The sequence below is a fragment of the Amphibacillus cookii genome (assembly GCF_016908375.1).
Lineage (GTDB): Bacteria > Bacillota > Bacilli > Bacillales > Amphibacillaceae > Amphibacillus_C > Amphibacillus_C cookii.
This window is the reverse complement of the sequence record NZ_JAFBDS010000004.1, coordinates 27,378-51,624: the sequence shown is the minus strand read 5'-3', so window position 1 is coordinate 51,624 and position 24,247 is coordinate 27,378. Positions and strand designations below refer to the sequence as shown.

At 38.2% G+C, this 24,247-nt stretch carries 19 protein-coding genes and 1 riboswitch; of the genes, 11 read left to right on the top strand and 8 right to left on the bottom strand.

The features are described 5' to 3' along the window. Positions 1-75 precede the first annotated feature (75 nt). The gene (locus JOE23_RS06985) at positions 76-1,119 is read right to left on the bottom strand and encodes an ArsR family transcriptional regulator (protein WP_204436986.1); all 1,044 of its coding nucleotides are present in this window, start codon (positions 1,117-1,119) and stop codon (positions 76-78) included. A gap of 457 nt (positions 1,120-1,576) precedes the next feature. Further along, on the bottom strand, positions 1,577-2,173 hold the full coding sequence (locus JOE23_RS06980; protein WP_204436984.1) for a YkoF family thiamine/hydroxymethylpyrimidine-binding protein: 597 nt from the start codon (positions 2,171-2,173) through the stop codon (positions 1,577-1,579). Between the two features lie 74 nt (positions 2,174-2,247). Continuing rightward, positions 2,248-2,356: riboswitch (TPP riboswitch) on the bottom strand. 272 nt (positions 2,357-2,628) lie between these two features. Between JOE23_RS06980 and JOE23_RS06975 the strand changes: the two genes are divergently transcribed. From JOE23_RS06975 to JOE23_RS06945, 7 genes are read left to right on the top strand one after another with little or no spacing between them, the layout of a single operon-like run. Further along, positions 2,629-4,578: a BglG family transcription antiterminator gene (locus tag JOE23_RS06975; RefSeq protein ID WP_204436981.1), complete on the top strand. Its 1,950-nt coding sequence runs from the start codon at positions 2,629-2,631 to the stop codon at positions 4,576-4,578. Beyond that, complete coding sequence (locus tag JOE23_RS06970) at positions 4,575-5,018, top strand: PTS sugar transporter subunit IIA (RefSeq protein WP_204436978.1); 444 nt, start codon at positions 4,575-4,577, stop codon at positions 5,016-5,018. The genes JOE23_RS06975 and JOE23_RS06970 overlap by 4 nt, the downstream gene beginning before the upstream one ends. Continuing rightward, positions 5,015-6,016: a 6-phosphofructokinase gene (locus tag JOE23_RS06965; RefSeq protein WP_204436977.1), complete on the top strand. Its 1,002-nt coding sequence runs from the start codon at positions 5,015-5,017 to the stop codon at positions 6,014-6,016. Before JOE23_RS06970 ends, JOE23_RS06965 begins: the two co-directional genes overlap by 4 nt. Before the next feature lie 4 nt (positions 6,017-6,020). Beyond that, a complete protein-coding gene (locus JOE23_RS06960) occupies positions 6,021-6,311 on the top strand; it encodes a PTS sugar transporter subunit IIB (protein ID WP_338021901.1) in 291 nt (96 codons plus the stop codon). A gap of 16 nt (positions 6,312-6,327) precedes the next feature. Continuing rightward, positions 6,328-7,611, top strand: coding sequence for a PTS sugar transporter subunit IIC (locus JOE23_RS06955; protein WP_204436976.1), 1,284 nt, complete (start codon positions 6,328-6,330; stop codon positions 7,609-7,611). 15 nt (positions 7,612-7,626) lie between these two features. Next, entirely contained in the window at positions 7,627-8,013 is a 387-nt protein-coding gene (locus JOE23_RS06950) for a tetratricopeptide repeat protein (protein ID WP_204436975.1), read from the top strand. A 14-nt stretch (positions 8,014-8,027) separates the two neighbouring features. Continuing rightward, a complete protein-coding gene (locus JOE23_RS06945) occupies positions 8,028-8,870 on the top strand; it encodes a class II fructose-bisphosphate aldolase (protein ID WP_204436974.1) in 843 nt (280 codons plus the stop codon). A gap of 285 nt (positions 8,871-9,155) precedes the next feature. On the opposite strand, the gene JOE23_RS06940 is transcribed toward JOE23_RS06945, so the two are convergent. From JOE23_RS06940 to JOE23_RS06920, 5 genes are all read right to left on the bottom strand, one after another. Next, on the bottom strand, positions 9,156-10,547 hold the full coding sequence (locus JOE23_RS06940; protein WP_204437400.1) for a prolyl oligopeptidase family serine peptidase: 1,392 nt from the start codon (positions 10,545-10,547) through the stop codon (positions 9,156-9,158). Positions 10,548-10,642: 95 nt separating this feature from the next. Then, on the bottom strand, positions 10,643-11,329 hold the full coding sequence (srtB, locus tag JOE23_RS06935) for a class B sortase (RefSeq protein ID WP_204436973.1): 687 nt from the start codon (positions 11,327-11,329) through the stop codon (positions 10,643-10,645). Positions 11,330-11,947: 618 nt separating this feature from the next. Next, entirely contained in the window at positions 11,948-14,200 is a 2,253-nt protein-coding gene (bglX, locus tag JOE23_RS06930; RefSeq protein WP_204436971.1) for a beta-glucosidase BglX, read from the bottom strand. Between the two features lie 199 nt (positions 14,201-14,399). Then, positions 14,400-15,800 carry a sucrose-specific PTS transporter subunit IIBC gene (locus tag JOE23_RS06925; protein WP_204436968.1) on the bottom strand — a complete coding sequence of 467 codons (1,401 nt, stop codon included), beginning with the start codon at positions 15,798-15,800 and terminating at the stop codon, positions 14,400-14,402. 83 nt (positions 15,801-15,883) lie between these two features. Beyond that, positions 15,884-16,720 (bottom strand): AraC family transcriptional regulator, encoded by an 837-nt coding sequence (locus JOE23_RS06920; protein ID WP_204436966.1) that lies wholly within the window; start codon positions 16,718-16,720, stop codon positions 15,884-15,886. 515 nt (positions 16,721-17,235) lie between these two features. Here JOE23_RS06920 and bglS point away from each other — a divergent pair. From bglS to nfsA, 3 genes are all read left to right on the top strand, one after another. Continuing rightward, a complete protein-coding gene (gene bglS, locus JOE23_RS06915) occupies positions 17,236-20,664 on the top strand; it encodes a beta-glucanase (protein WP_204436965.1) in 3,429 nt (1,142 codons plus the stop codon). 285 nt (positions 20,665-20,949) lie between these two features. Beyond that, the gene (locus JOE23_RS06910; protein ID WP_204436964.1) at positions 20,950-22,017 is read left to right on the top strand and encodes a LacI family DNA-binding transcriptional regulator; all 1,068 of its coding nucleotides are present in this window, start codon (positions 20,950-20,952) and stop codon (positions 22,015-22,017) included. 228 nt (positions 22,018-22,245) lie between these two features. Then, positions 22,246-22,983 (top strand): oxygen-insensitive NADPH nitroreductase, encoded by a 738-nt coding sequence (gene nfsA / locus JOE23_RS06905; protein WP_204436963.1) that lies wholly within the window; start codon positions 22,246-22,248, stop codon positions 22,981-22,983. Between the two features lie 180 nt (positions 22,984-23,163). Here the strand turns inward: nfsA and JOE23_RS18265 are convergent, their stop codons facing one another. After that, positions 23,164-23,307 carry a helix-turn-helix domain-containing protein gene (locus JOE23_RS18265; protein WP_204436962.1) on the bottom strand — a complete coding sequence of 48 codons (144 nt, stop codon included), beginning with the start codon at positions 23,305-23,307 and terminating at the stop codon, positions 23,164-23,166. Positions 23,308-23,673: 366 nt separating this feature from the next. Between JOE23_RS18265 and JOE23_RS06895 the strand changes: the two genes are divergently transcribed. Continuing rightward, complete coding sequence (locus JOE23_RS06895) at positions 23,674-23,910, top strand: hypothetical protein (protein ID WP_204436959.1); 237 nt, start codon at positions 23,674-23,676, stop codon at positions 23,908-23,910. The last annotated feature ends 337 nt before the right edge of the window (positions 23,911-24,247 follow it).

The following is a 24,247-nucleotide window of genomic DNA, read 5'->3' as shown; positions in this document are numbered from 1 at the left end:
ACACCTCCCCAAAAATAGAGAGGAGAGCAACCCGGTTGAGGTGAATGATAACGGACGCTAATGTCCGGGTTCGTTTTATCTGTCCAGATAGAATGCTAATTCTTTATATAAAAGTTCAAGTGCATCCCTTTTTAGTACATATTTTGAATCGATAATCTCGACTAATTTAGCTGCTCTTAGTATTTTTAGATGATGATGAATAGTAGACTTTCCAACATCAAGTTGTTCAGTGATATCCTGTAATGTCCGGTTTTTCTCTGATAGCAGTTTAGTAATCTTGAGTCGTACCTCATCCCCTAACGCTTTGTGTTTCAATACTAAGAAATGATTCGGCGTGTATTTATCATCGGGAGAGATGCTTTCATTTGAAACAGGATAGTAGAAAACCTTTATTCCCTCAATGTCTGCTTCAATAGTCCAAGGGCGATAGATAAATTGTGGGATTAACAATACAGTATGCACACTAGGCTCGGGTAGATAGGCAATGCCACCAGTAGCCCACTGGACCAATTCTTCTGGTGTTAATTTTTTCTTCATCCTTTCTTTTGCCTGATAATCATTTTTTAAAATGCTCTCTGTTTCCTCAAGTTTTTTTACTATAATTTCTTCGTACCACTTTCGCATAACAATGATGAGATGTTTCTTTAATAACGATAGGTCAACTTGACTTATAAATCTGATGTATTGCGGAAAGAACGGATTGCCCTCTGTTAGCTGTATGAACTGTTCGGTTGAATGCTCATCACCCTTTGCACTACCTACTCGATATGTTTCATATTGATCACCTATAAAGGGGAGACATTCAAAGCGCATGTTGTATGCCTCAAGATCTTCAATGTATGTAATAAATTCAGACAAGCTCGTAAATGTTTTGCAATGGAGTAATTGGAGCAGAGCTTTCCATGTGTTATTTTCTTCGACGAACTTTAGTTCTGCTTGTAATGCTGTTGTCATGGATTGCTTTAGCTGTTGCCAATACGAGCTTGGTTGATCGAGTGTTTTAATTAGCTTAGTATTTGTAATGGCGGCAATGCCTAAAGCACACTCCCATAGCGTTGAATAGTTGAGTTCCACATTGTAGGTTTCTCTTTTCTTACTGGTTAATTGAAGAATGTCCACGTGACCACCTCATCCCTTTAATTTGTTTTATAATACTATGATATTCTATAAAAGTAAAACGTTTTGTTCTAAATTTATAGAATTATTGGATTAAAAAAGAGTAAGCCTCTTTAGCTAGTGGCTTACTGGATCTATCTTTAGATTAATAAGTCATTTCCAAAATAACATCATTATTTTTATAGTAAGTATCTGCTTCGTCACAAGGCAGATACTTACTGTGTTGATTTTTTAAATATGACGTTTTTTTCTTAGGAAGCATAACCCTAAACGACTTAAGACAGCTATGATCATGAAAACTCCAATCGAGGTAACTTCGATCCATCCTACTAGATTTTGGATCGGTGTTTCTTTATGACGATCCAATAAATGATTTTTTGTAGATTCCTGAATAATGACAAAATTTTCATTTGTGGAGCTTTCAATAAAATAAGTCACTATATTGAAGGTTTGTTTTAGTCTAGCTTTTTACTGAAGGGCTATTTGCCGATATTGACACTGTCATCACGGTATGTGACGACCCGCTTTCCTCCATATCAATAAATACTTTCTCTAAGCCGTTAAAGATATTAACAACTTCGCCGTCTAGCCGAGTCGCATAATGGGTCCCGCTAACCTCAACGCCATGTTGTTTCATCGCTTCAATTTGTGCATAGATCTGATCCATGTAATCACCACCGCCTAATGGGTACAACGCGAATTTAGTCGCTGCTTTTTGTTTAATGGTGTCAACGTTTTTCTTGTTCAGCGCATTGTCATCTTCGGCCATATAGACATCACCAGCCGTATCGCCAGGACAGCCGATTGAGTAGGTGGCTTCAAATGCGACGTGGGCCCCGGTTTTAGCAGCATGGAGAAAAATCGCCTTAGTCACATCGAAAACATGTGGAATTCTCCCCCTCACTAAGGTGGTCACATCATCAGTCTGCATCCAAACCTTCGAGGTATCGACATTTTTTAGTGCACGCATAATAATCTCAATAAAGTCATCACGCATGGGATGGATTGAAAAGCTACACCCTGCGATCCGGTTACTTCCACAAATAAACTTGGTCATAACTATTGCCTCCTTAAATGCGAAAAAACTGCACTCCCGTGGGAATGCAGTCGAATTTATCCTCTCATTTATATATCTGTTCGACTGCCCTTCCCCACGCTAGTATGATCTAGATCAGGTCCAAAGGGTTAGAACAATAATTGTTCCTCTCAGCCATCTTGTATGGCACCCCTAGTGCAATTCTCGCTATTGTTTTATGGTGACTATGGTAAAGGAATTTTCCTGACTTGTAAAGGATGATCACAGATAATCGTTCGTAAAACTCCACTGATTGCAGGTTCGTTTTATGCATAATGCCATTTGTTAACAGTGATTATCTCTTAACAAGGTTATCGTGGTACCTGCTAATTAGCGTATAATTAGTTGTGATAGGGTTTCCGCTTCATAGGAAAAAATCCAACTTAATAAAATGTAAGTGCTTTCTTATACTATAAATAGAAAGGAGCAAATGAAAAATGGAACTACTAGCGAGAAGAGAAGTAGAAATTCTTCATTTGTTACGAAACAGTAAGACGTTGCAGACGGGAGAAAGCCTCTCCCTGTTGTTAGGTGTGACACCAAGGACAATTAGAAACGATGTTAAAAAGTTAAATGCAACGATCTCCAAATATGGCGCAGAAATCATAGCTTACAGAGGAAAGGGTTATGAGTTGGAGATACGGGAGGGGGATGCTTTTCACCAATTATACAGTCGTCATTTATCACTAATCAAAAGCCACAAGGTTATGACAGGAGTCAGATCTGAAAATGAGATAGAGGAACAGATTATAAAGAAAATACTGATGAATTGTTTAACAGAGACAAGTGTTTATCAGGAGGCATTGGCGGAAGAGCTGTTTATTAGTCTCTCGGCTTTGAAAAGCTACTTAACGTCAATTAAAGCAAAAATAGCAGCATATGGCTTAGTACTCGTCACGGATCGATTAACAGGCATTAAAGTAACGGGTAGTGAAGAGAAAATCAGGTTCTGTATTTCCCAATATCTTTTCAATCATCAAAGTATTGGCGTTTATAATGACATCTTTCCTGATAATGAAATAAAACGGCTCAAGGACTTGACGCTACGCATTCTTTTGCGTCATCAGTTGCAATTGACGGATGTTGCCTTAGAAAACTTAATTATTCACATTGAAATTACCATAAGACGAGCGATGAAAAATAGATTGTCAGACTATCATGTACATGTCACTGAGCATTTGATCAAGACAAAAGAATATATGGTTGCTCGCGAAATGGTTAATGACATAAAGGAAGAGTTGGAGATTAATATTGAAAGTGAGATTTTCTATCTGACGCAGCACCTTCTTGCTAGTAGCAGGCTCCACATGAAGGATATTGTGAAAGAAGAATACAATAAAATAGCAGGCATGGTTAATGATGTTTTTGTTGAAATAGAAAAAAAGACGTCGCTTCATTTGTATGATGATCAAAAACTGATCGATGGCCTGATTGTCCACCTTAGTGTGGCACTAAAGCGGATTGAATACCAAATGAACAGTCGGAATGACATCTTAAGCAGTATTAAAAACAATTATCCATTGGCTTTTCAACTTGCAGCTATCGCGAGTAACAGAATTCGCGAGCTAACGAGTTTAAATGTTGATGAAAATGAAATAGGGTTTTTAGCCATTCATTTTGGTGTTGCTCTAGAGAAGAAGGGATTAAACAAGCAGGATGTAAAAAAGATCATCATCGTATGTGGATCAGGAGCAGCCACGGCTTCTTTGATTAGAGAGAAGCTTTTAAATCATTACGGGGACCAGGTGAGTGTGGTAGAGACGATAAGCCTTACCGAATTTCATGAAGACCTTATTGATCAGGTAGATCTGATTGTAACGACGGTACCTATCGCAATCGAATCCGATAAAATTTTCACGGTTAGCCCTGTGTTGAACTCTCAGGATCTAAGAGCACTCAAGCAAAGTATATTTCGGGGTAAGGATGACCCTGACATCATTCATTTTCACGACATTTTTAAAAAGGACTTATTCAAAAAGGATGTGCAGCTGTCGTCAAAAGCCGAAGTCTTGCATTATTTAACAAATCTAATGGTGGACAAAGGCTACATCGATTCGTATACCAAGCAATCAATCTACGAGCGAGAAACGATGGCTTCAACAGAGCTTGGCAACCTGCTCGCTATTCCTCACCCTCTTGATAACGGTATGGACGAGTCTAGTATTGCGGTGTGTGTATTAGCGAAGCCAATCAGATGGGATCGAGAAAAAGTTCAAGTTGTTATTGTTTTAAGTGTACCTAAACAGCAACAGAAAACCTGGGAGACATTATTTAGACAATTGTATCTCTTTTTAATAGAAGAGTTGGGGATTACAAAATTGATAGCAACGTATTCCTATGATGATTTCATAAGAAATCTAAGTAAGTATAAGGAGAAGAGTTTATGAAAGAAATCTATTTTACCGAAGAAAATGTTGCATTTAATGTGGAAGCGACAGATTGGGAGGACGCCATATACAAAGGTGTGGCATTGCTGAAGAAGAATGGATGTGTCAATGAGCATTATGCAGCAGAGGTTGTTAACAATGTAAACGAGTATGGTCCATATATCGTGTTATCTCCAGGCATAGCTATTCCCCATACACGTCCAGAGAATGGGGCATTAAAAGTAGGTCTGAGCCTAATAACGCTAAAGACACCAGTCCTTTTTAAAGATACGCAAGAGCCAGTCAAGGTGATGATCAGTTTCTCTGCTACTGATAGCGAAAAGCATCTCAATATTATTAAAATAATCGTCAAAATTGTTGAAAAAGGGCTTATTGATCAAATTTCGCAAATAAATTCACTATCTGATCTAAATCATTTAATAAAGGAGGAACAGCCATGAAAAAGGTTGCTTTGATTACAAGTGGAGGGGATGGAGCAGGTGTAAATGCTGCTATCAATATCATCGCCGAGCATCCGGACATTAACCTGTATGGCTTTAATGGTGGCTATCAAGGCATTCTGACAGGCGAGCCGATTTTGCTTACCGAAGCGGTTATTCACCATCAAACACTTGGTGGCGTGCACTATGTACAAACGGGCAGAAGTGATCTCCCTTATACATCAGAAGGAAGAAATAAGCTCAAGGATAAGCTCAAGTCGGCCGACTTTTCATGTTTAATTGTATGTGGCGGCAATGGTTCGCAAAAAGCAGCCCAGCGCTTACACGAAGAAGGGATGGATACACTGTTTATCCCGATGACAGTCGATAACGATGTTATAGGTAGCGATCATAGCATTGGCTATGATACCGCGCTTAACAAATTGCTTGATCTATTATATGGCTTTCATGATACCGCAGCTAACATGCCAGGCAGAATTTTTTTAGTCGAGGTATTGGGAGGGGCATCAGGTAATTTAGCGCTAGAAAGCACCATCGCCGGAGCTGCAGATTTAGCCATTATCCCGGAATACTCAACGAAATTGAGTGACATAACGCGTGTCGTGAAGCAAAAGCTAGCCAATCAAAAATCCTTAATTATCGTTTGCTCAGAATCTGCTTATGAGAACAAGAACTATAAAGCGGGTCAACAAGGTGTATCCTTCGATATTGCCAATGCAATAGAAGAAGCGACTGGTATTAGGGTGAGAAAAACAATCGCTGGCTTTTATATCCGAGCTGGTCGACCATCCTTTAGGGATGCATCTTTAGCAGTCAAGATGGGGACAAAAGCCGTCCAGTGTATGATGAAAGGGCAATTTGGTCAAATGATTGGTGTGACAAATGATCAAGTTACAGCGACAGCCTATCAGGATTTAAAGGGCTCACTAAACACCCTTCATCCGCAGACGGTTGAAGTAGCTGAGTATAACCATAAGGTGATCATAGAAGGGAGGTGAGCACGTGTTGAAAATATTAGTCGTATGTGGAGCTGGTCTAGGAAGCAGCTTTGCCTGTCAGATGAGCGTGGAAAGCGTCCTGCAAGACATCGGGGTAAAAGCAGATTTGGATCATTCAGATATTTCGTCAGCAGCTGGCACGAGAGCAGACATTATTATTTCAGGGAAAAATTTTGAGTCGCAATTTCAACGGTACGATTTACCAATGGATCTGATCTTCCTAGAACGTTTAGTTGATAAAAAGGAGATTGAGGAAAAGCTCGTCCCGGTTTTAAAAGCTAAAGGCGCATTATAAATAAGGAGGTAGTGGAATGGGATTTATTGATTTTATTATTAATAGTATCTTGACGCAGGCTTCAATCACGATTGCATTAATTGCTTTTGCGGGACTTTTATTGCAAAGAAAGCCTTTTGGTGAGGTGTTGTCTGGTAGCTTTAAAACAATGCTTGGTTTTCTCGTGTTATCGGCTGGATCATCCATTATCGTAGGTTCGTTGCTTTATTTTGGAGAGATATTCTCTGAAGGCTTCGGCATGGAGGGGATTGTCCCTTCTATTGAGGCGATTAATGGCCAGGCAATGAATGAGTTAGGGCTAGCTAATCAAATTGCCTTGACCTTCCTAGCTATCTTTATTTTTAATATTTTGTTGGCGAGGCTGACTAAATGGAAGTATATTTTCTTAACAGGACAAGCCCTGTTATGGATGGCGACCATCACAACTGTTTTTGGAAGTGCGGCCGGTTTTAACGGAATAGGACTTATTCTAGTTGGTGGACTTGTGGGTGGTATCTTCGCAGTAGCAATGCCTGCAATCGCACAGCCAATCGTCAAAAAAATAACTGGTAGTGATGATATTGCATTAGGCCATTTTTGTACGATTGGTTATTTGTTTGCGGCAGGTATAGCCAAAGTAGTTGGTAAGAATTCAGATTCAACAGAGAACATTAAGTTCCCAAAAGGATTGGGCTTCTTATCTGATACGTATCTTTCCGTTGCGATTGTCATGGTGCCTTTATATGTCATCACAGCCGTATTCGCCGGATCAGAGTTTGGTACGGTATTGTCTGGTGATGTTAATTATATCGTGTATGCTTTCTTGCAGGCTGTTCAATTCGTTGTCGGTGTCTATGTGTTACTTTCTGGTGTTCGTCTGTTATTGGGAGAGATTGTACCTGCTTTCAGAGGTATTGCGCTTAAGGTGGTTCCTGATGCCAAACCTGCTTTAGACTGTCCGGTACTATTTCCATATGCACCAAACGCTGTAACGGCTGGTTTTATTACGACAACCATTGGAACTGTCATTGCCATGTTTGTTCTGCCTTGGTTTGGACTAGCGATGATTTTACCTGGTATGTTGACAAATTTCTTTGCTGGTGGGACTGCAGGTATTTTTATGAACGCAGTAGGTGGCCGACGAGGTGTCCTAATTGGTGGCATTGCGCATGGCTTTTTCATCACGTTGCTACCCGCATTACTTGTGCCAAGCTTTAACGGCCTAGGTTTTGTTAATACGACGGCAACCGATGTGGATACGGTAACAGCTGGCTTGTTATTTGAATGGATCATTCAACCTATCATGAGTTTATTCGGCTAGGAGAGGAGGGAATGCATGTCATTTTTTAAACGAAAGAAGCAAAAGCAGCAACCAGAAGCAGAGGAGCAACAACCGGTAAAAAAAGAACATCTTCTAGAGCAAATTGATATCTACCAAAATAAGCTAGCAAGTAGCGATCAAGACGACCATGTCCCTCTATTCAATATGCTAGGTAGTCTCTATTTCGAACTAGAGGATTATGATCAGGCCATTCATTATTATGAGCAAAGCATCGAGCAAAATAAGGCAATGGGTAAGGCTTTTACTGACTTGGTTAAATTATACAACATTAAACGAAAACAAGCTTCAAGTGAGAATGATCGCGATGGTGTGCAATATTACTTGCAGAAATCTGATGAATTAATGAAGTTAACGAAAGATACAATTAGAGGAAACATGTGAGAGGGGATACAATCATGTTAAAAAGTTTAGATCAGTTGTTTAAAGAAAATGAAGGTAAGCGGGCCATAGGTTCATTCAATGTCCATTGTCTGGAGATGCTGCCAGCTATGCTAGAGGGAGCAAAAGAGCTCGACGCGCCAATTATTATTCAAACATCGCCGGGGACGGCTGAGTATATTGGCTTGGATCTGCTCGTCTCAAGTATGCATACATTAGTAGAACGATTAGGGATCAATGCCTGCCTGCACATGGACCATTGTAAATCGATCGAGTTCTTGAAGGAAGCAATTGATGCAGGGTATACCTCGGTCATGTATGATGGCTCTAGTCTAGAGCTGGAAGAGAATATTAAAAACACCAAGAAGGTCACGGACTATGCAAAATCGAAACGGGTGTCGGTCGAAGGTGAAGTAGGGACAATTGGTGGTGCGGAAGATGGCTTGGTTGTAGCTGAAGAGGATGCTATTTACACCAATCCAGCAGATGCGTATCTATTCGTTAAGGAAACAAAGGTAGATGCAATAGCGGTAGCGATAGGAACGACCCATGGTCAATATAAATCAAAAGCTAAGATCAATTTAGACCTCTTAACAGAACTTTCTACTAACCTTCGGGATGTTGGGCTCGTTTTGCATGGTGGTACGGGCGTGTCAGATGCGGATATGCGAAACTGTGTCGCACAAGGAATGAAAAAAGTAAACGTTGGAACAGAATTGAATAAATCATACATTGAAGAAGTCAATCAAACCTTTTCTACAGCAACACCGTTAACGTCATTACGAAAGCTTCTATTACCTGCCAATAATAGAATCAAGGAAATTGTTGTAGAGAAATCAAAGCTGTTCCAACTGATGTAAGACGTATTATACCATATAAATCAAATTATTTACAGCGGAAATGCGTGTACATTTCATCATCTCAAAATACTAAGAGCAGCTAAATTAGTCGAGATTATCGATTCAAAATATGCACTAAAAAGGGATGCACTTGAACTTTTGTGTAAAGAATTAGCATTCTATCTAGAATTAATAATTAGGTTAGGAGATCTTACTAGGCAAATCAAGCGATTTACAAAATAATATCATTAATTTTACAGTAAGTATCTGCTTCGTCATAAGGCAGATACTTACTGTGTTAACTTTTTAAATATGACGTTTGTTTCTTAAGAAGAATAACCCTAAACTACTTAAGACAGCTATGATCATGAAAAAACCAATTGAGGAATGATCGCCTGTTTTTGGATTTTCAATTTGATCTGAAGTGTTGCTATCAGTGTCTTCGTTAATCTCATCAACCCCATTATTATCATCAGGCAGTGTTGACGTTTCCTCTTCTGTGCTCTGTTCATCATCTGTAACTGTTTTTTCTTGAGCGAATAGCCAGTCAAGAATCGTGTCATCATTAAAAACAGGTACCCAAGACCAGTGGGCAAGGGGGCCATAAAACCTTTGATCGTTCATCGTTTGCTCATCATAAATTGTAAGGTGTAAATCTTCTGCCCCTAATGTTTCTAATGCTTCGTGGGTGAGTAAGCTGGTTCTAACATCCGTAATCGGATCCGTTTCGGCATGGATAATCCAATGTGGGATATGTTCAATACCTTGTAAAGCGTCAATAAAGGCATCGACATCGCCCGTATAATCAGCCACTGCATCTTTCGGTGCGACGGTAATCGCTGCTGCAGCTAAGTCAGGGTATTGCATTAAGAAACGTAAAGTCCAACCGCCACCACTAGAAATGCCGTAAACATAAATGCGATCTTCATCAACATCGCCACTGTCGATGAGTGATTGGATTAATTCGTAGTAGGCTTCAAACTGTGCTTGCATCGTTGCCAGTTCTTCTTCGTTATCGTAGACCGCCCAGTCATAATTATCAGGGAATTGGACGCTAAGGACGTTCGTTGTTTTTCCAGCTTCTAAACCGAAAACAGCACCGCGATTGGAGGTAATGTGAATTTGATTGTCAGAACCCACTTCACCACCTCCATGCATAAATACCATTAAAGGCTCGGGCTGTCCGGTGTCTGCCAAATTCAAGCGATAGTTCAATGTTGTCCCGTTCGAACCTGTGAATGAGTTAAATTCGAAGTCATCTATGGTGCGTCTCGTTTCACTTGTTACATCATCTGCGGTAAACGATAAGGTAGGATATTGTTCGTTTACCACCTCAAAATCTTCAACCGGACCGCCGGGATATTTGAATGGTCTGAAGGTTAAGGTAATCGTATTTTCGTCAATGGATAGAGCAAGCTCATCATCTTGATAGTTTTCTTGTGCTGTCTCTTCCGCCTCGTTCAACGGATAACCGTCATAATTACCGGTAATGTCAAAGTCTTCAGCTGTTAAGTCTACTAGCGTTGCTGGATCATCGACTGTAATCTCAAACGATTCTACCATTTCTCCGGCATCACCAATAAATAAATTTGCTTTAATGTCCTCGATCACCACTTCCTCTTCTCCTGATAGTTTAAGGGGAGTTATTAAACCAAGGATGCATACAAACGTAAAAGCAGTAATGACAAGTTTTTTCATCTTGATCGCTCTTTCATTAAATTTTTTATATTAAACTAGTGTGCACTAGTTAAATAACGGTAAATCCATAATCTCTATTGATTGCGCTTACATTTTTAAGAAGTACGCTTGGAATGTACAACATAACGCCCATTTTCAAACGTATAATCACAAGTCGACAATGTGAGAATATAATCATCCTCAGTGACACGAGTATTCGTGCTGATGAGTGACCTTTCAACTAATTCCTCAATAAAAGCTGTGAATTGAGCTGGATTGGCGAAATCTATATCAAGGTAATAGAAGTCAGCGCCAACGGAATAGGATGAAAATACTTCCCAGACCATCTCTTCTCCTTCAGGACTAAGTGTATAGATGTGCGTGTTTTCTTCATAAAATGATTGGTTGCTATATAAACTTAAGTCATGAAACATAGAGCCGTCTTTCATATGGTGACCATAAATAATCGTGTGCTTATCCTGTCCCAATCCTTTGTTTCGAAAGTCCATAAAGATTGATCCGTATTTTGAATTTTCTTTGTTAATATTGCGCGTTAAATAAAAGTCATTATCATCGGCTTGAACGACAGGGTAGTTAATCGTAGTTGATGTCACTTCGATCCACCCTACTAAATTTTGGACCGGTGCTTCTTTACGACGATCCATTAAATGATTTTTTGTAGATTCCTGAGTGGAGACATATAAATTTTTATTTGTAGAGCTTTCAATAAAATAAGTTGCTATGTAAAATAAGGAAATGATAAGAAAAGAAAATAGTATCGTTTTCACAAGAGCTAGCTTCATTCTATCCCTCCATAATAAGAATTAATTTATAACAGATAATCAGTCCATAAAAAGAGAATAGAGCAAATCGATTAAGGTGGGTGATAGCGGACGCTCATGTCCGGATTCACTCAACTAACAACCAGCAGGGAAGAACGTAGACTAAAACCGCCATATCTTTAAGAAGGATGACAGACTAAGACCGCCACGTCCTGTGGCAACGTCTGCATGACCTATGTTCTGTAGCCCTCCGCCCGATGGTTGAAGGTTCGTTTTATACGCCCTCTAAATACAAAAAACCCAAGTTAACCAACACATAGAAGTGCCTATGTGTTGATCAACTTAGGTTTTGCCTGAAAAACAGTAACAATCCTAAATTCACCATTAATGAAAACGCTTTATAAATTATTATATATTAATAGCTTTTAAAAAACAAGAGTAAGTTTATAGGGGCTACTATTTGTTATCGGAGATTGGAGCCACCCTTTTGCGTCATTTCCAATTAAAATGCATTTAGGGAAAATGATCGCCAAAGTATTTCCCTAAATGCATGTCATTTAAGCTGTTAAAAGCGGGTAATACCTATTCTACTTAAACACGAAATCAGAAGTTGAAAACGTGTTGTTATTGTATCGCTGATTAAGTAGTATGTTTAGAAACGAGTCGAATCTTTCTTTTAAATAAATGTTCCGCAGAATCTTTACCGATAAAGATATCGAAATCGCCAGATTCACTATCAAAACTTCCATCCGGACGATAAAATTTCAACATATCATTATCTATTTCAAATTCGACCCTTTGTGATTCGCCTACTTTAAGCTCTATTTTCTTAAATGCTTTTAATAATTTTACAGGTCTTGTGATGCTAGACACTTTATCACAAATGTATAATTGAACAATTTCTTTTCCAGAATATGATCCGGTGTTTTTTACAGTAAGGGTTACTTTTATTTGTTCGTTTTTTGTCATCTCTTCTTGATTTAAACGAAAATCACTGTATTGAAAGTGTGTGTAGCTTTTACCAAATCCGAATGGATAAAGCGGAAGATTGGATTGATCGATATACCTTGAAGCAAATCGGTACTTGTTCTCTTCATCCAATTGTGGTCTTCCCGTACGAAGTTCATTATAATAGATTGGAATTTGACCGACAGATCGGGGAAATGTCATTGATAGCTTTGCAGACGGATTTGCCTTTCCTGTCAGAAGGTTAGCGACTGCAAGCCCGTTCATTGTCCCTGGGAACCATGCATAAAGAATCGCTGATACTTTTTCCTCAACTTCAGTGAGGATCAGAGGTCTGCCACCATAGATTACTAGTACAATCGGTTTTCCTAACGTGCTTAATGCATTGATGAGTCGTAGCTGAGTAGTAGGCAATACGGGATTTGTACGCGAGCCACCTTCGCCACTTTGGTAAGTATTTTCCCCTACTGCTAATACAATGGTGTCAGAAGTTTTGGCTATAGCAATTGCTTCTTCAAGTAATGCTTCTTCATCTTCACGCTCAACGGGTAATTTATCAGTATACTTGTCATATAGATTTTCTGTATGTTTATCTAAAAGGTAAGCGCCTCTTGCGACTGATAAACAGCTACTATCTAATAAGGTGCTTAAACCGTCTTTTAACGTAATCGTGTCTTCTTCATCTCCAGTAATTGCCCAAAATCCTAAAGTGGCTTTTTCCTCTGCATACGGGCCTATTAATGCAACTTTTTGGTTTCTACTTAATGGTAAAGTATGCTTGTTATTTTTTAATAAAACAATCGACTCTTCTGCTAATTTAAGTGCTGTTGCTTTATGCTCTTTCGATAGGACGACGCTTGTCATGTCTTCTTCTGTTGTTTGAATCCCTCGATAAGGATCATCAAATAAACCCAAATCATTTTTAAGTATTAACACTCTTAAGACCGCCTCATCTAACAAGGCGTGTAATTCCTGATTTTGTTCAACCAATTTTTCTAATTCGTTCGCATATACGGCGGTTTTCATATCAATGTCCACACCAGCTAACAACGCTTGCTTAGCGGCCGAGGTTTGGTTTTCTGCGTAACCGTGAGTGATTAATTCATCGATAGCAGCATAATCAGAAATAAGGACACCATCAAAATCAAGTGCATCTCTTAAAATATCCCTATTAAGCCATTTGTTCCCCGTGCAAGGGATGCCGTTAAGTGTGTTGAAAGCAGTCATGACTAATTTAGCGCCAGCTTCAATGCCTTTCGCATAACTTGGCAGGAAAAAATTCTTTAGCATGTTTTCAGACATATCGACAGCATTATATTCTCTACCCGCAACCGCAGCGCCGTATGCAGCAAAATGTTTAATGCAGGCGGCAAGTTTTCCTTTTGGAATATGTTGAGAAGCACCGTTACCTTGAATCCCATTTACCATGCTCTCTGCATAGCGTTCTCCAAGCAGTGTGTCTTCTCCCGGTGCCTCCATCACGCGTCCCCACCTCGGGTCACGCACTAAATCGACCATAGGTGCAAAGGTGACATGAATGCCTTCCTCATAGCATTCTTTGGCAAGTACAGTTGCTGATTCCTCAATTAACGGAAAATTCCAACTGCATGTCTGTGCTAAGGGAATTGGAAAGATGGTTTTAAAGCCGTAAATAATGTCGGCCATAAAGAGTAATGGGATTTTATGAGTGGATTTAAGGAGGTGATTCCTTTGTATCTCTATAATTTGCTGCTTATCAACTGTGTTCAGAATCGATCCTGTATTATGGATTTGATAAGATCCATTTAAACCAATCTTCTTTTGTGGTCCGGTAACCACACTGTCATTGTGTTTATCGAAAAAGTTACCTGTTAACTGAATTAACTGTCCAATTTTTTCTTGAATAGTTAACTGATCTACTTTCTTTCTTAACATTTCATTATTCATGTGAAAAGCTCCAATCTATTTATCAGGTTGATTAAAATGAATGATATCCGCTTGTGTTTGCAACTGAAATGAGCACCATTGGTAAAGATAAGAAAAGGGCAATGCGGCATATTGATTATGCCTTTTCGCCCTCTTTATAAGATACTTTTCAACTGCACGATGATGAAGCCAGACATTTAGATGAAACGAAATATGCTGTTTATTCTATTTGATCTTTATAGCCAAAAGCATAGGTTAGTGCAAAGGCGACAGCAAATCCGACAAAGGAAACAAGGATGTAAAGTAATAATTGGTTATTTAAGTACAATAGAACGCCCGGAATTGCTGTAATGGACATACCAGTCGCTTTAACATTTAACAGAGTGGCTAGGAATCCACCTACGCCTCCACCTATTAAGCCCATAATAAAGGGTTTACCATAACGAATATTAACACCGAAAATCGCAGGTTCAGTAATACCAAGTAACGCGGACATTGCAGATGGATATGCGATCGCTTTAATTTTTGTGCGTTTGGCTTTCATACCTACTGCTAATGCAGCACCTGCTTGAGCACAAATAGAAGCCGAACTAATTGGGTTAACCAAATTCCAACCCGTATCTGCTAACATGTCAATTTCAATTAAGTTTAAGGCATGATGAAGTCCTGATATTACAATAATCTGATTGATCGCTCCATATATAAGTCCACCAATACCGAAAGGAAGCCCTATTAATACATTTACTAGTGCGAGCATCCATACCTCTACTTCATGAAAAACCGGTCCAATAATAAAGAAAGCGAGTAACATCATGATCAGAAGAGAAAGTAAAGGCGTTAGAATAAGGTCTAGTGCTTCTGGTACTATCTTTCTTACTCTTTTTTCTAATGTGGCTCCAACTGCCCTAACAATAAATGCTGGTAAAACAGATCCTTGATAACCAGCGACTTTTATAAAACCAAAGAATAATAACGGTTCATCGTTACCTTGTGCAACATCCCATGAAGTGGGTAACAATGGGCTAACTAACATTAATCCTAGCAGAATACCTAGAAGTGGCGATCCACCAAACACTTTAAATGCTGACCAGCAAACCAAAGCTGGTAGGAATGCAAAAGCTGTATCGGTCAAAATTTGTGTTAATACTATAAAATTCTGTGAAATATCAGCTGGCGTTAAACCAAACCACGAGAGTAGTTCTGGTTGCGTAATTAAACCTCGTAATCCCATAAATAATCCAGTCGCTACTAATGCTGGAATAATTGGAACAAATACATCGCCAAATATACGAATCATTCTTTTGAACGCATTGTCTTCTTCCTCTGAAGCGAGCTCTTTTAAGTGGGATTTTGATGTAGCTGATACCCCTTGATTCACCATTTCTTCATAAACTCTATTTACAGTACCTGTCCCAAAAATAATCTGATATTGTCCCGATGTGAAGAAGAATCCTTTTACTTTATTAATATTGTCTACTTTGTCATCATCAATAATATCTCGATTTTTGACAATCAACCTTAATCGTGTCGCACAGTGAGCCATTGAGATAATGTTATCTTTTCCTCCGACTGCTTCTATCACTTGTTGAACGATGGAAGTGTATTCGTTATCAATACTCATAACCCTACATCCTTTCTGTATTTGCATTATTATTAACGTAGTATTAGAGTATCATGTTTGCGGTTACAATAAGAGTTTTTATTTTACTTGATTTCGGTCGTTTTTTTACTACTTTTATATTCCCGAGGTGTTTTACCTATCACTTGTTTAAACACTTTTCTAAAAGATTTTTCATTTGAAAACCCTGTCTCCATAGCAATTTGTTCAAAAGTCTTATCGGATGTTTCCATCAATTCGATGGCTTTTTCCAAACTTAGTATTTGCTTGAATTCCACAAAAGATTGTCCTACATGTTGATGAAACATTCTGGATAAATAAGCGGGTGAATACCCACAAAGTGACGCTACTTCTTTTAAGCTAATATTATCCTGATAATGTTCTTTAACGATATGAATAATTTCTTTAATCTTTTTTTGTTGATTTGAATAGAATTTTTTTTCGTTTTTCAATTGACAAGCAAGTTGGGTGACTAATATATATTCTAAATCTAAAATAAGACTCTGCTCTTTTAAAAATGAGAATTTCCCATAAGAACAGTGAAGTTCATACAAGGAAGTAATTATCTTTATTATTTGTTTTTTTATACGATCTGGTATATCTTCATTGACAGTATCAAGTTTGATATATAATTTTTCTTGTACAAATAGCGCTTCAGGTAAATGAATGACAATCACTTCATTTTTTGACGTACTTTGACTCAAATGGGGCATTCCACTATTGATGAAAAGGAGATCATCTTTACACATAATGCTATTCTTACCTTCGTGCCATATTTTTAATTGACCTTTAACACAATATATTAACTCTATTTCATTATGAAAATGCATTGGTATGATCCGGTCAATGTCTGTAGCTTTAAACTTAAAAAGATTCATTTGTGTATTTCTATCAATACTTATGTTTTCATATATTTTTTTCATAAAATACTCCTTGTCCACTTTTATCACGGATAACCGTCCGTAAAACGTCCACTGATTAAAGTTTTTTTATAGTAGGGGTTTTCATAAATTGAATAAAAGCATCCTTCTTCTTTTAGCGGTATACTACCATTAATGATGGGTAGTGTAAATGTCGTTACGTAAGTATCTATATAAAAGTCTGATGAAAATTCATACGAATGTCAGTTTTAAAAAAGTACCTTTTTGAAAAAGATTGATTTATTTATAAATATCATTTAAAATATTTTTGAAAGCGCTTTCGATATATTGTTTACAACAAAAGCTCTTATACAGCACTTAAGAAGGTGCATGATGGTAAAGTCTATTTTTTTACTCATTGACTAACGCGCGTTAGTAATTGAGTTAGTAAATGAAAGAGAAGTAATTGATCGCAGTACTGTCCATTGTCTCAATTCACAATGGACGGTTAGCTGCTTTTAAGAAGGTGATGCTTCATTTGCAACACTATTTACAAAAAATAATGGAGGTTATTTAGTATGAAGCTTAGGAAAGCATTTATTGTTTTATTGGCAGTAATTCTAGTTAGTTCCAACTTTAGTTATTTCGGTGTAGGTAGTGTTTCTGCAGAAGATCGTTCAAATGTTGACAGAAGCTCAGATCCAGAATCAGATGGTTGGGAGTTAACGTGGTCAGACGAATTTGATGGTAACGAGATAAATATGGATAACTGGAGCTTTGATGAACCAACAAATGGTAGATGGAACGATGAGATACAATCATATACAGAGGATAATGCTTGGGTTGAAGATGGTTCTTTAATTATTGAGGCTAGAGAAGAAGATATTACAGAGGAGGATGGTCAAGTATATCATTACTCTTCTTCTAAACTATGGACGCAAGATAAGCAAACGTTGACTTATGGAAGAGTGGATGTAAGAGCGAAATTACCAGAAGGGCAAGGCATGTGGCCAGCGATTTGGATGATGCCAAATAATGAACCATTTTATGGGACGTGGCCAGTAAGTGGAGAAATTGATATTATGGAATTGTTAGGGCATGAGCCTGATACAGTCCATGGAGCGGTTCACTTTGGTGCACCACACCGATCAATCGAAGGGACATATAGATTAGAAGATGGTACGACCTTTGCTGATGATTATCATGTGTTTAGCATAGAATGGGAACCTGGAGAAATTAGATGGTATGTCAATGATGTTCATTACCATACTGCAAATGACTGGTTCACTAAACACCCTGACCATGCAGATGCTTATACTTATCCTGCTCCATTTGATCAACCATTCATGTTAATTTTAAATATTTCTGTTGGTGGTGGATGGCCTGGAAATCCTGATGAAACAACCGTATTTCCACAGCAAATGGCAGTTGATTATGTAAGATTCTACGAGAAAGATGAATATCCAGTCCATGAAAAGCCTGAAAGTGCGGAGGATGGTGAAGGAAGGGCCCCTTTAGAAGATGGTAACTATGTATATAATGGGAACTTTGATAGTAATGATCCTGAAATCGATGGAATAGAAGGTGTTCCGTATACAGATTATTGGACATTTTTACAGGCTGATGGTGGTAATGCTACCCTTGAAGTTAATGACGGAGCGTTAGATGTTCAAATCGGATCAGGCGGAAATGTCGAACACGGCGTTCAGGTGCTTCAATCTCCAATACATCTCGTTGAAGGTGCTACGTATAGAGCCTCTTTTCGTGCAAAAGCGGAGAATGAAAGGCCGTTAAAAGTAAAAATAGGTGGAGATGGCGATGCCGGTTGGGCTGACTATGCCAGAAAAGAGCCTTTTACGCTTTCTAATTCTTGGGAAGATTATGCATTTGAATTTAAGATGGAAGATTTAACGGATGTAAAAGCAAGATATGAATTTAATATGGGGTTAGACGATAGCAATGTTTCGCTTACAGATGTTAAATTAGAGAAAATTGCTGAACCAGACCCTGCTGATACGATAAGAGGTCCCCTTCCAACTGGAAATTACATTTATAATGGCACGTTTGATCAAGGGGAAGGGAGAATGGGATTCTGGGAATTCCATACCGATGCAACGGCAGATGCTACTTATTATATTGGAAGTGCAATAAATGAACGTCGATTCGATGCATTAATTACCGATGGCGGTACTCATGTAAATGCTGTACAGTTAACACAAAGCAATTTTAGATTAGAGAATGGCAGAACATACGAATTAACTTTTGATGCAAGTGCAGAAGCTGAGAGAGATATTCAAGTTGCTTTTACAAACTCAAATGCCGAAGTTGTTTATGAAGAAACAATTGGCTTAACAACAGATACAGAAGTGTATACCGTATCATTCACTATGGAAGCTGAACATGATAATAATGCCATGCTTCAATTCAACTTGGGTGGTCATAACAGTGATGTCTACATTGACAATGTATTTTTAGAGAGGCTTCAATTAGATATAGAATCAGAAAATCTTCTAGAAAACGGTACCTTCGATTCTTTATCTGGTTGGAGAAGGGAAGCATATAGTCCAGGGGAAGCAACTTTCTCTGAAGAAGATGGACAAGCTAAAGTTTCCATTGCTAATATCGGCGAAGCTGATTGGAACATTCAATTATTCCAACATGGCGTTGAAATAGAACAAGGTGCTTCTTATGAAGTGACATTTGATGCAAGATCAACAGTGGATCGGCCATTACGTGTTCAAATTCAACGTAATGGTGAAGAAGATGATATATGGACCGAGTACTTTGATGAAACCGCAGCGTTAACGGATCAATTGCAAACGTTTACTTATTCTTTTGAAATGACAGAACCATCTGATCCTGCAGCTAAGTTTGGTTTTGCTTTAGGGAAAGATGCCGAAGGGTTAACGCCTGAAGAAGAACATGATGTATTTATTGACAATGTTGCAGTTAGAAAGGTTGAGGTTGGGGATCCGGACATAGGTGATCCAGATACAGAAGACTCGGATAGCGAGGATCCGGGCAATGAAAATCCAGGCAATGAAGATCCAGACATAGACGATCCAGATGCGCCGACAGAAAGGCCAATGGGTGCGGCGTTTTTTGAAGAATTTCATTTCCATGATGAAGAACGATGGTCAATGGCAGGCGTTTGGACAAACGGAGATATGTTTAATACAACGTGGTATCCTGAACAAGTGACGTTCGATAATGATAAAATGCAATTAACGCTTGATCATGACGAGAACGCTTCGGAAACAGGCATACCGTACAAGTCTGGTGAACTCCGTACAAATGATTTCTATCACTATGGTTTTTACGAAGTAAGTATGAGACCTGTAGCATCAGAGGGAACCGTCTCATCCTTCTTTACGTACACAGGTGAATGGGATTGGGATAATGATCCTTGGGATGAAATTGATATCGAATTTTTAGGTAAGGATACAACAAGAATACAATTTAACTATTTTACTGATGGTGTTGGCGGTAATGAATATTATCATGATTTAGATTTTGATGCATCTCAGTCATTTAACACCTATGGATTTGATTGGAGAGAAGACTCTATTACATGGTATGTAAATGGTGAGGCTGTTTATACAGCAACAGAAAATATTCCACAAACACCACAAAAAATCATGATGAATCTATGGCCTGGAATTGGTGTTGATGACTGGACAGGAACCTTCGATGACGATGATATTCCGTTGGTTGCAGAATACGATTGGGTACGCTATACACCGGTTTCAGAATTAGATGACCCAGAAATAGTAATACCAGAAACAGATCCAGACGAAGATCAAGATCCAATAACAGATCCAGATCAAAGCGAAGATCAAGACCATTTAGAAGATGAAGATCGTGAAGAGGATGATAGAGATGGAGAAAAACTCCCAAGCACAGCGACGAGCATCTATACAATGCTGTTCATTGGCGTCCTAACTTTACTTATTGGAGCGGTTTGCTTCGCGGTGGTATCTTACCGGAAGCGTTTGGAGCAAAAGTAAAGTTATAATAACAAAAGCGTCTAGGTATTAGTCATACGCTTAATCAAAATACAAGCCTCCGATCTTTAAATAGTCGTTAGCCTGGTAGGTATGATATCTATATTGTTTCTGCGAGTGGGCGTGTAAACTTAGGTGAGCTGTGGTTTCAAAGCGGTTGTCGAAAGGCTACTATGCCCAAGAGACAGCCGCTTTCTATGAGAAGGAAAGATAATAAAAAATCAAACATATAACGTTCTGTGTTTTCTGATATAATGGTGTAAATATCATTTAATAGGTGGAGACTTTATGCGTAGTGAGGATTTAGCTAAACTTTTAGGGTTATCCAGAAGTACGATATCAAGAGTGATAAACAATTATCCAGATATACCCCAAACAACAAGAGATAAGGTTTGGAGAGCGATTGAAGAGTATAATTATGCGCCCAATGCTTCAGCGCGAAAGTTAGCTGGAGTGAAAAATAAAATGATCGCCCTCATTTTATTGGATGTAAAAGATAATGAGGAAGATCATCATATAAAAGTATCAGAGCATACATTAATACATGATAATCCTTTTTTTTCTCCAATTGTTAACGCAGTCATAGACCAGGCGAATAAAATGGATCATTACGTCCTTGTCTCTATTTCATATACAAAAGATGATTTGAGAAAGGTTCAAAGTATTTTTCAACAAAAGCTAATTGATGGAGCTATTTTTGTAGGAACACAAGAAGCGGAAAATGAACTTATCTTTAGTCTCATTGAACAAAACCATTTGATTGCTATGATTGATACGAGTGAAGTGAATAACGCTAATCATAATGCAATATATATTAATGCAGATAACTACGAGGGCAGTATAAAGGCGGTGTCCTATTTACTAGAACTTGGCCATCGTTCGATTGGTATTATTACGGGAAATTTAAATAAATTGTCTGCGCAAGAAAGGCTAGCAGGTTATGAAACAACGCTAAGGCAACATGGAATAGAGATGACAGAAAAGATGATTTATCAAGGTGATTTTACAGAGAATAGTGGTTACGAAGGGATAAAGCATTTTTTTAGAACGGCTAACCCTCCGACAGCTATTTTTGTAAGTAATGATACGATGGTAGTAGGTGCATATAAAGCCATAAATGAGTTAGGGTTACGGATTCCTGAAGATATATCAATTATTGGATTTGATAATTCTTTTTTTTCACCTTATTTAAATCCACCGTTAACAACCATCGACATCTCGTTTTCTGAAATGGCGAAAAGAGCAACAACACTACTTATCGAATCAATAGAGCAAGAGCAACAACGTGGGATTGTAGAAAAGGAAAATGCAACGCTGATCAAAAGAGAATCCTGTAAAAAAATACATGGAGATTAAATGTAGAAAAGCCAGTGTCAGCTCAATTGCCCTGATTTTCTTACGTGTTTTATTCCAATTAAAGATACATATGGGGTCATCTGCACTTAGAAAGGCACCCAAACTTTAGTCAACAACGTTTGATATATAACATGGCAAGCATTCCAATCCGAATGCTTGCTGCTTGCATTTTAGCTGATATGAAGTACGCTAATAATAGCGTTGCAACAGCAAAAGGAGTGGTGATAAATGAATGAAGTGATCAAGCAAATGGAGGCCCATCGATCGATTCGTTCTTATACGGATCAAGCTGTTTCAGACCAGCAAGTTGAGGCAATTACCCGGGCGGCAAGATGGGCTTCGACCTCAAATCACGTGCAGTCCTACACGGTTATTGTGATTAAAGATAGTGAGAAGAAGCGCATACTAGCTGAGCTAACTGGTGGCCAAAGCTGGGTTGAGCAGTGTCCGGTGTTTTTTGTCATTTGTGTTGACTATACGCGTCAGAAATATGCGAGTGAAAAACATCAAATGAGCTTTGATGTAGGGGGAGCAGAACAATTACTTGTAGGAGCTGTTGATGCTGCTCTAGTTGCGCAGAATATGCAACTTGCCGCGGAGTCACTAGGTCTAGGTGGCGTTATGATCGGTGGTATTCGTAATCATCCTGATCAGGTGAGTGATCTGTTAGGGCTACCGGATTTTGTCTTTCCTCTTGTTGGTCTTACAGTGGGACATCCAGATCAATTGGTTGGGCAAAAGCCAAGACTACCTCAAACAGCGGTCGTCCATTATGAAGGCTACAACGCAGATCACGTCAACGAGATCGAGCAATATGATCAGGAAATGGAGCAGTATTATCACATGCGAACGAATGGGGCGCGCCAAACATCGTGGACAGCGTTAATGGCAACCTATACAGAAACTCGCAAACGCCCTCACATGGATGCCTATTTAAAAAACAAGGGATTTTTACAAGCTGATTAAAAAAAGCATATTTGAAATCTGGAGAAAGACTAGCCTAATTAGAAAGCTAGTCTTTCGTATTTAAACACTAAACTAATTTATCTTTTCTTTGTAGTAATTCTAATACCATGAGGGCTCTTGTTCTATCACTATCCTCCATTTCAAGTAAAAGCGCCATGGCTTGATCAATCGATTGATTATCTAGTCGGTCGAAGCAATATTTACAATATTGCTTCGACCGACTAGATAATCAATTGAAACCTCGAATACGTCGGCAAGCTTGATTAAAATAGTAAAACTAGGATAGGCAGCATTCTTTTCGTATTTAGAAATGGTTGGAAACACTTAGTAAATCGGCTAAATGTGCTTGGGTTAATCCATGTTGCCTTCTTAGCAATACCAATTGATATCCTTTGTTAGCTTATGATACATTTTTACCCCCTCAATAAAACTACTATAAGTTGATTTCAAACAATATGTAAATGTGTCAAAAAATAAGAAAAGAATTAATATTTTCTAGAATAATATTGTAAAAACAGAATCTATATGGTATTTTTATATCATAAGTTTTCAAAAAGTTACAAATAAGTATTTTTTACCCGGTAAATTAGTCGTTAATGCATAGGGTAATTTGTACTATTATTGAATTAAATTCAACATTCTGTGTGCAATCATTAGTATGCTAATCATAAATAGGAGGTGATCTTATATATGACGAAAAAATCACTAATGCAAAGGTTTGATTTTTTAACAATTAAACAAGGAACAGTCAGAACCTTTAATAAAGAAATCTATGAGGTTAAAGCAAGCCTAGTTGTAAAAAATATTCAAACGAATACACTGAAAAAAGTTGAAGATATTTACTATGACATTAGAACAGTAAAAGATAAGCATGGAAAAGTTATCGCGAAAAGAAAAAGCCCTAATCAAGATTTATTTATCCTTTAAGTGATTTAGAGCAGGTTGTATACGTTATCATGTGTGTAATTTCCAATACACATGTCGCAACTTGACAATTTGATATAGCGTGGTGCTCAGATTAATCCAAAGGAAAAGTCGCATTCTGAGTTAACTATACTACAAATCGAGTTAGTGGACTGCATGCTTAAAATCCACTTGTGACTTACCAAAAGAACAACACATATGTGTAGGGTTGTTGGAATGAGCCAAAAACCAACAAATCATTCATTATATTAAAATGAATATGAAATAAAAATGCACTAGATAAACACATCAAAGGTTGTTCTTTCAAGATTATTGAAAGAACAACCTTTTTCTATTTTTA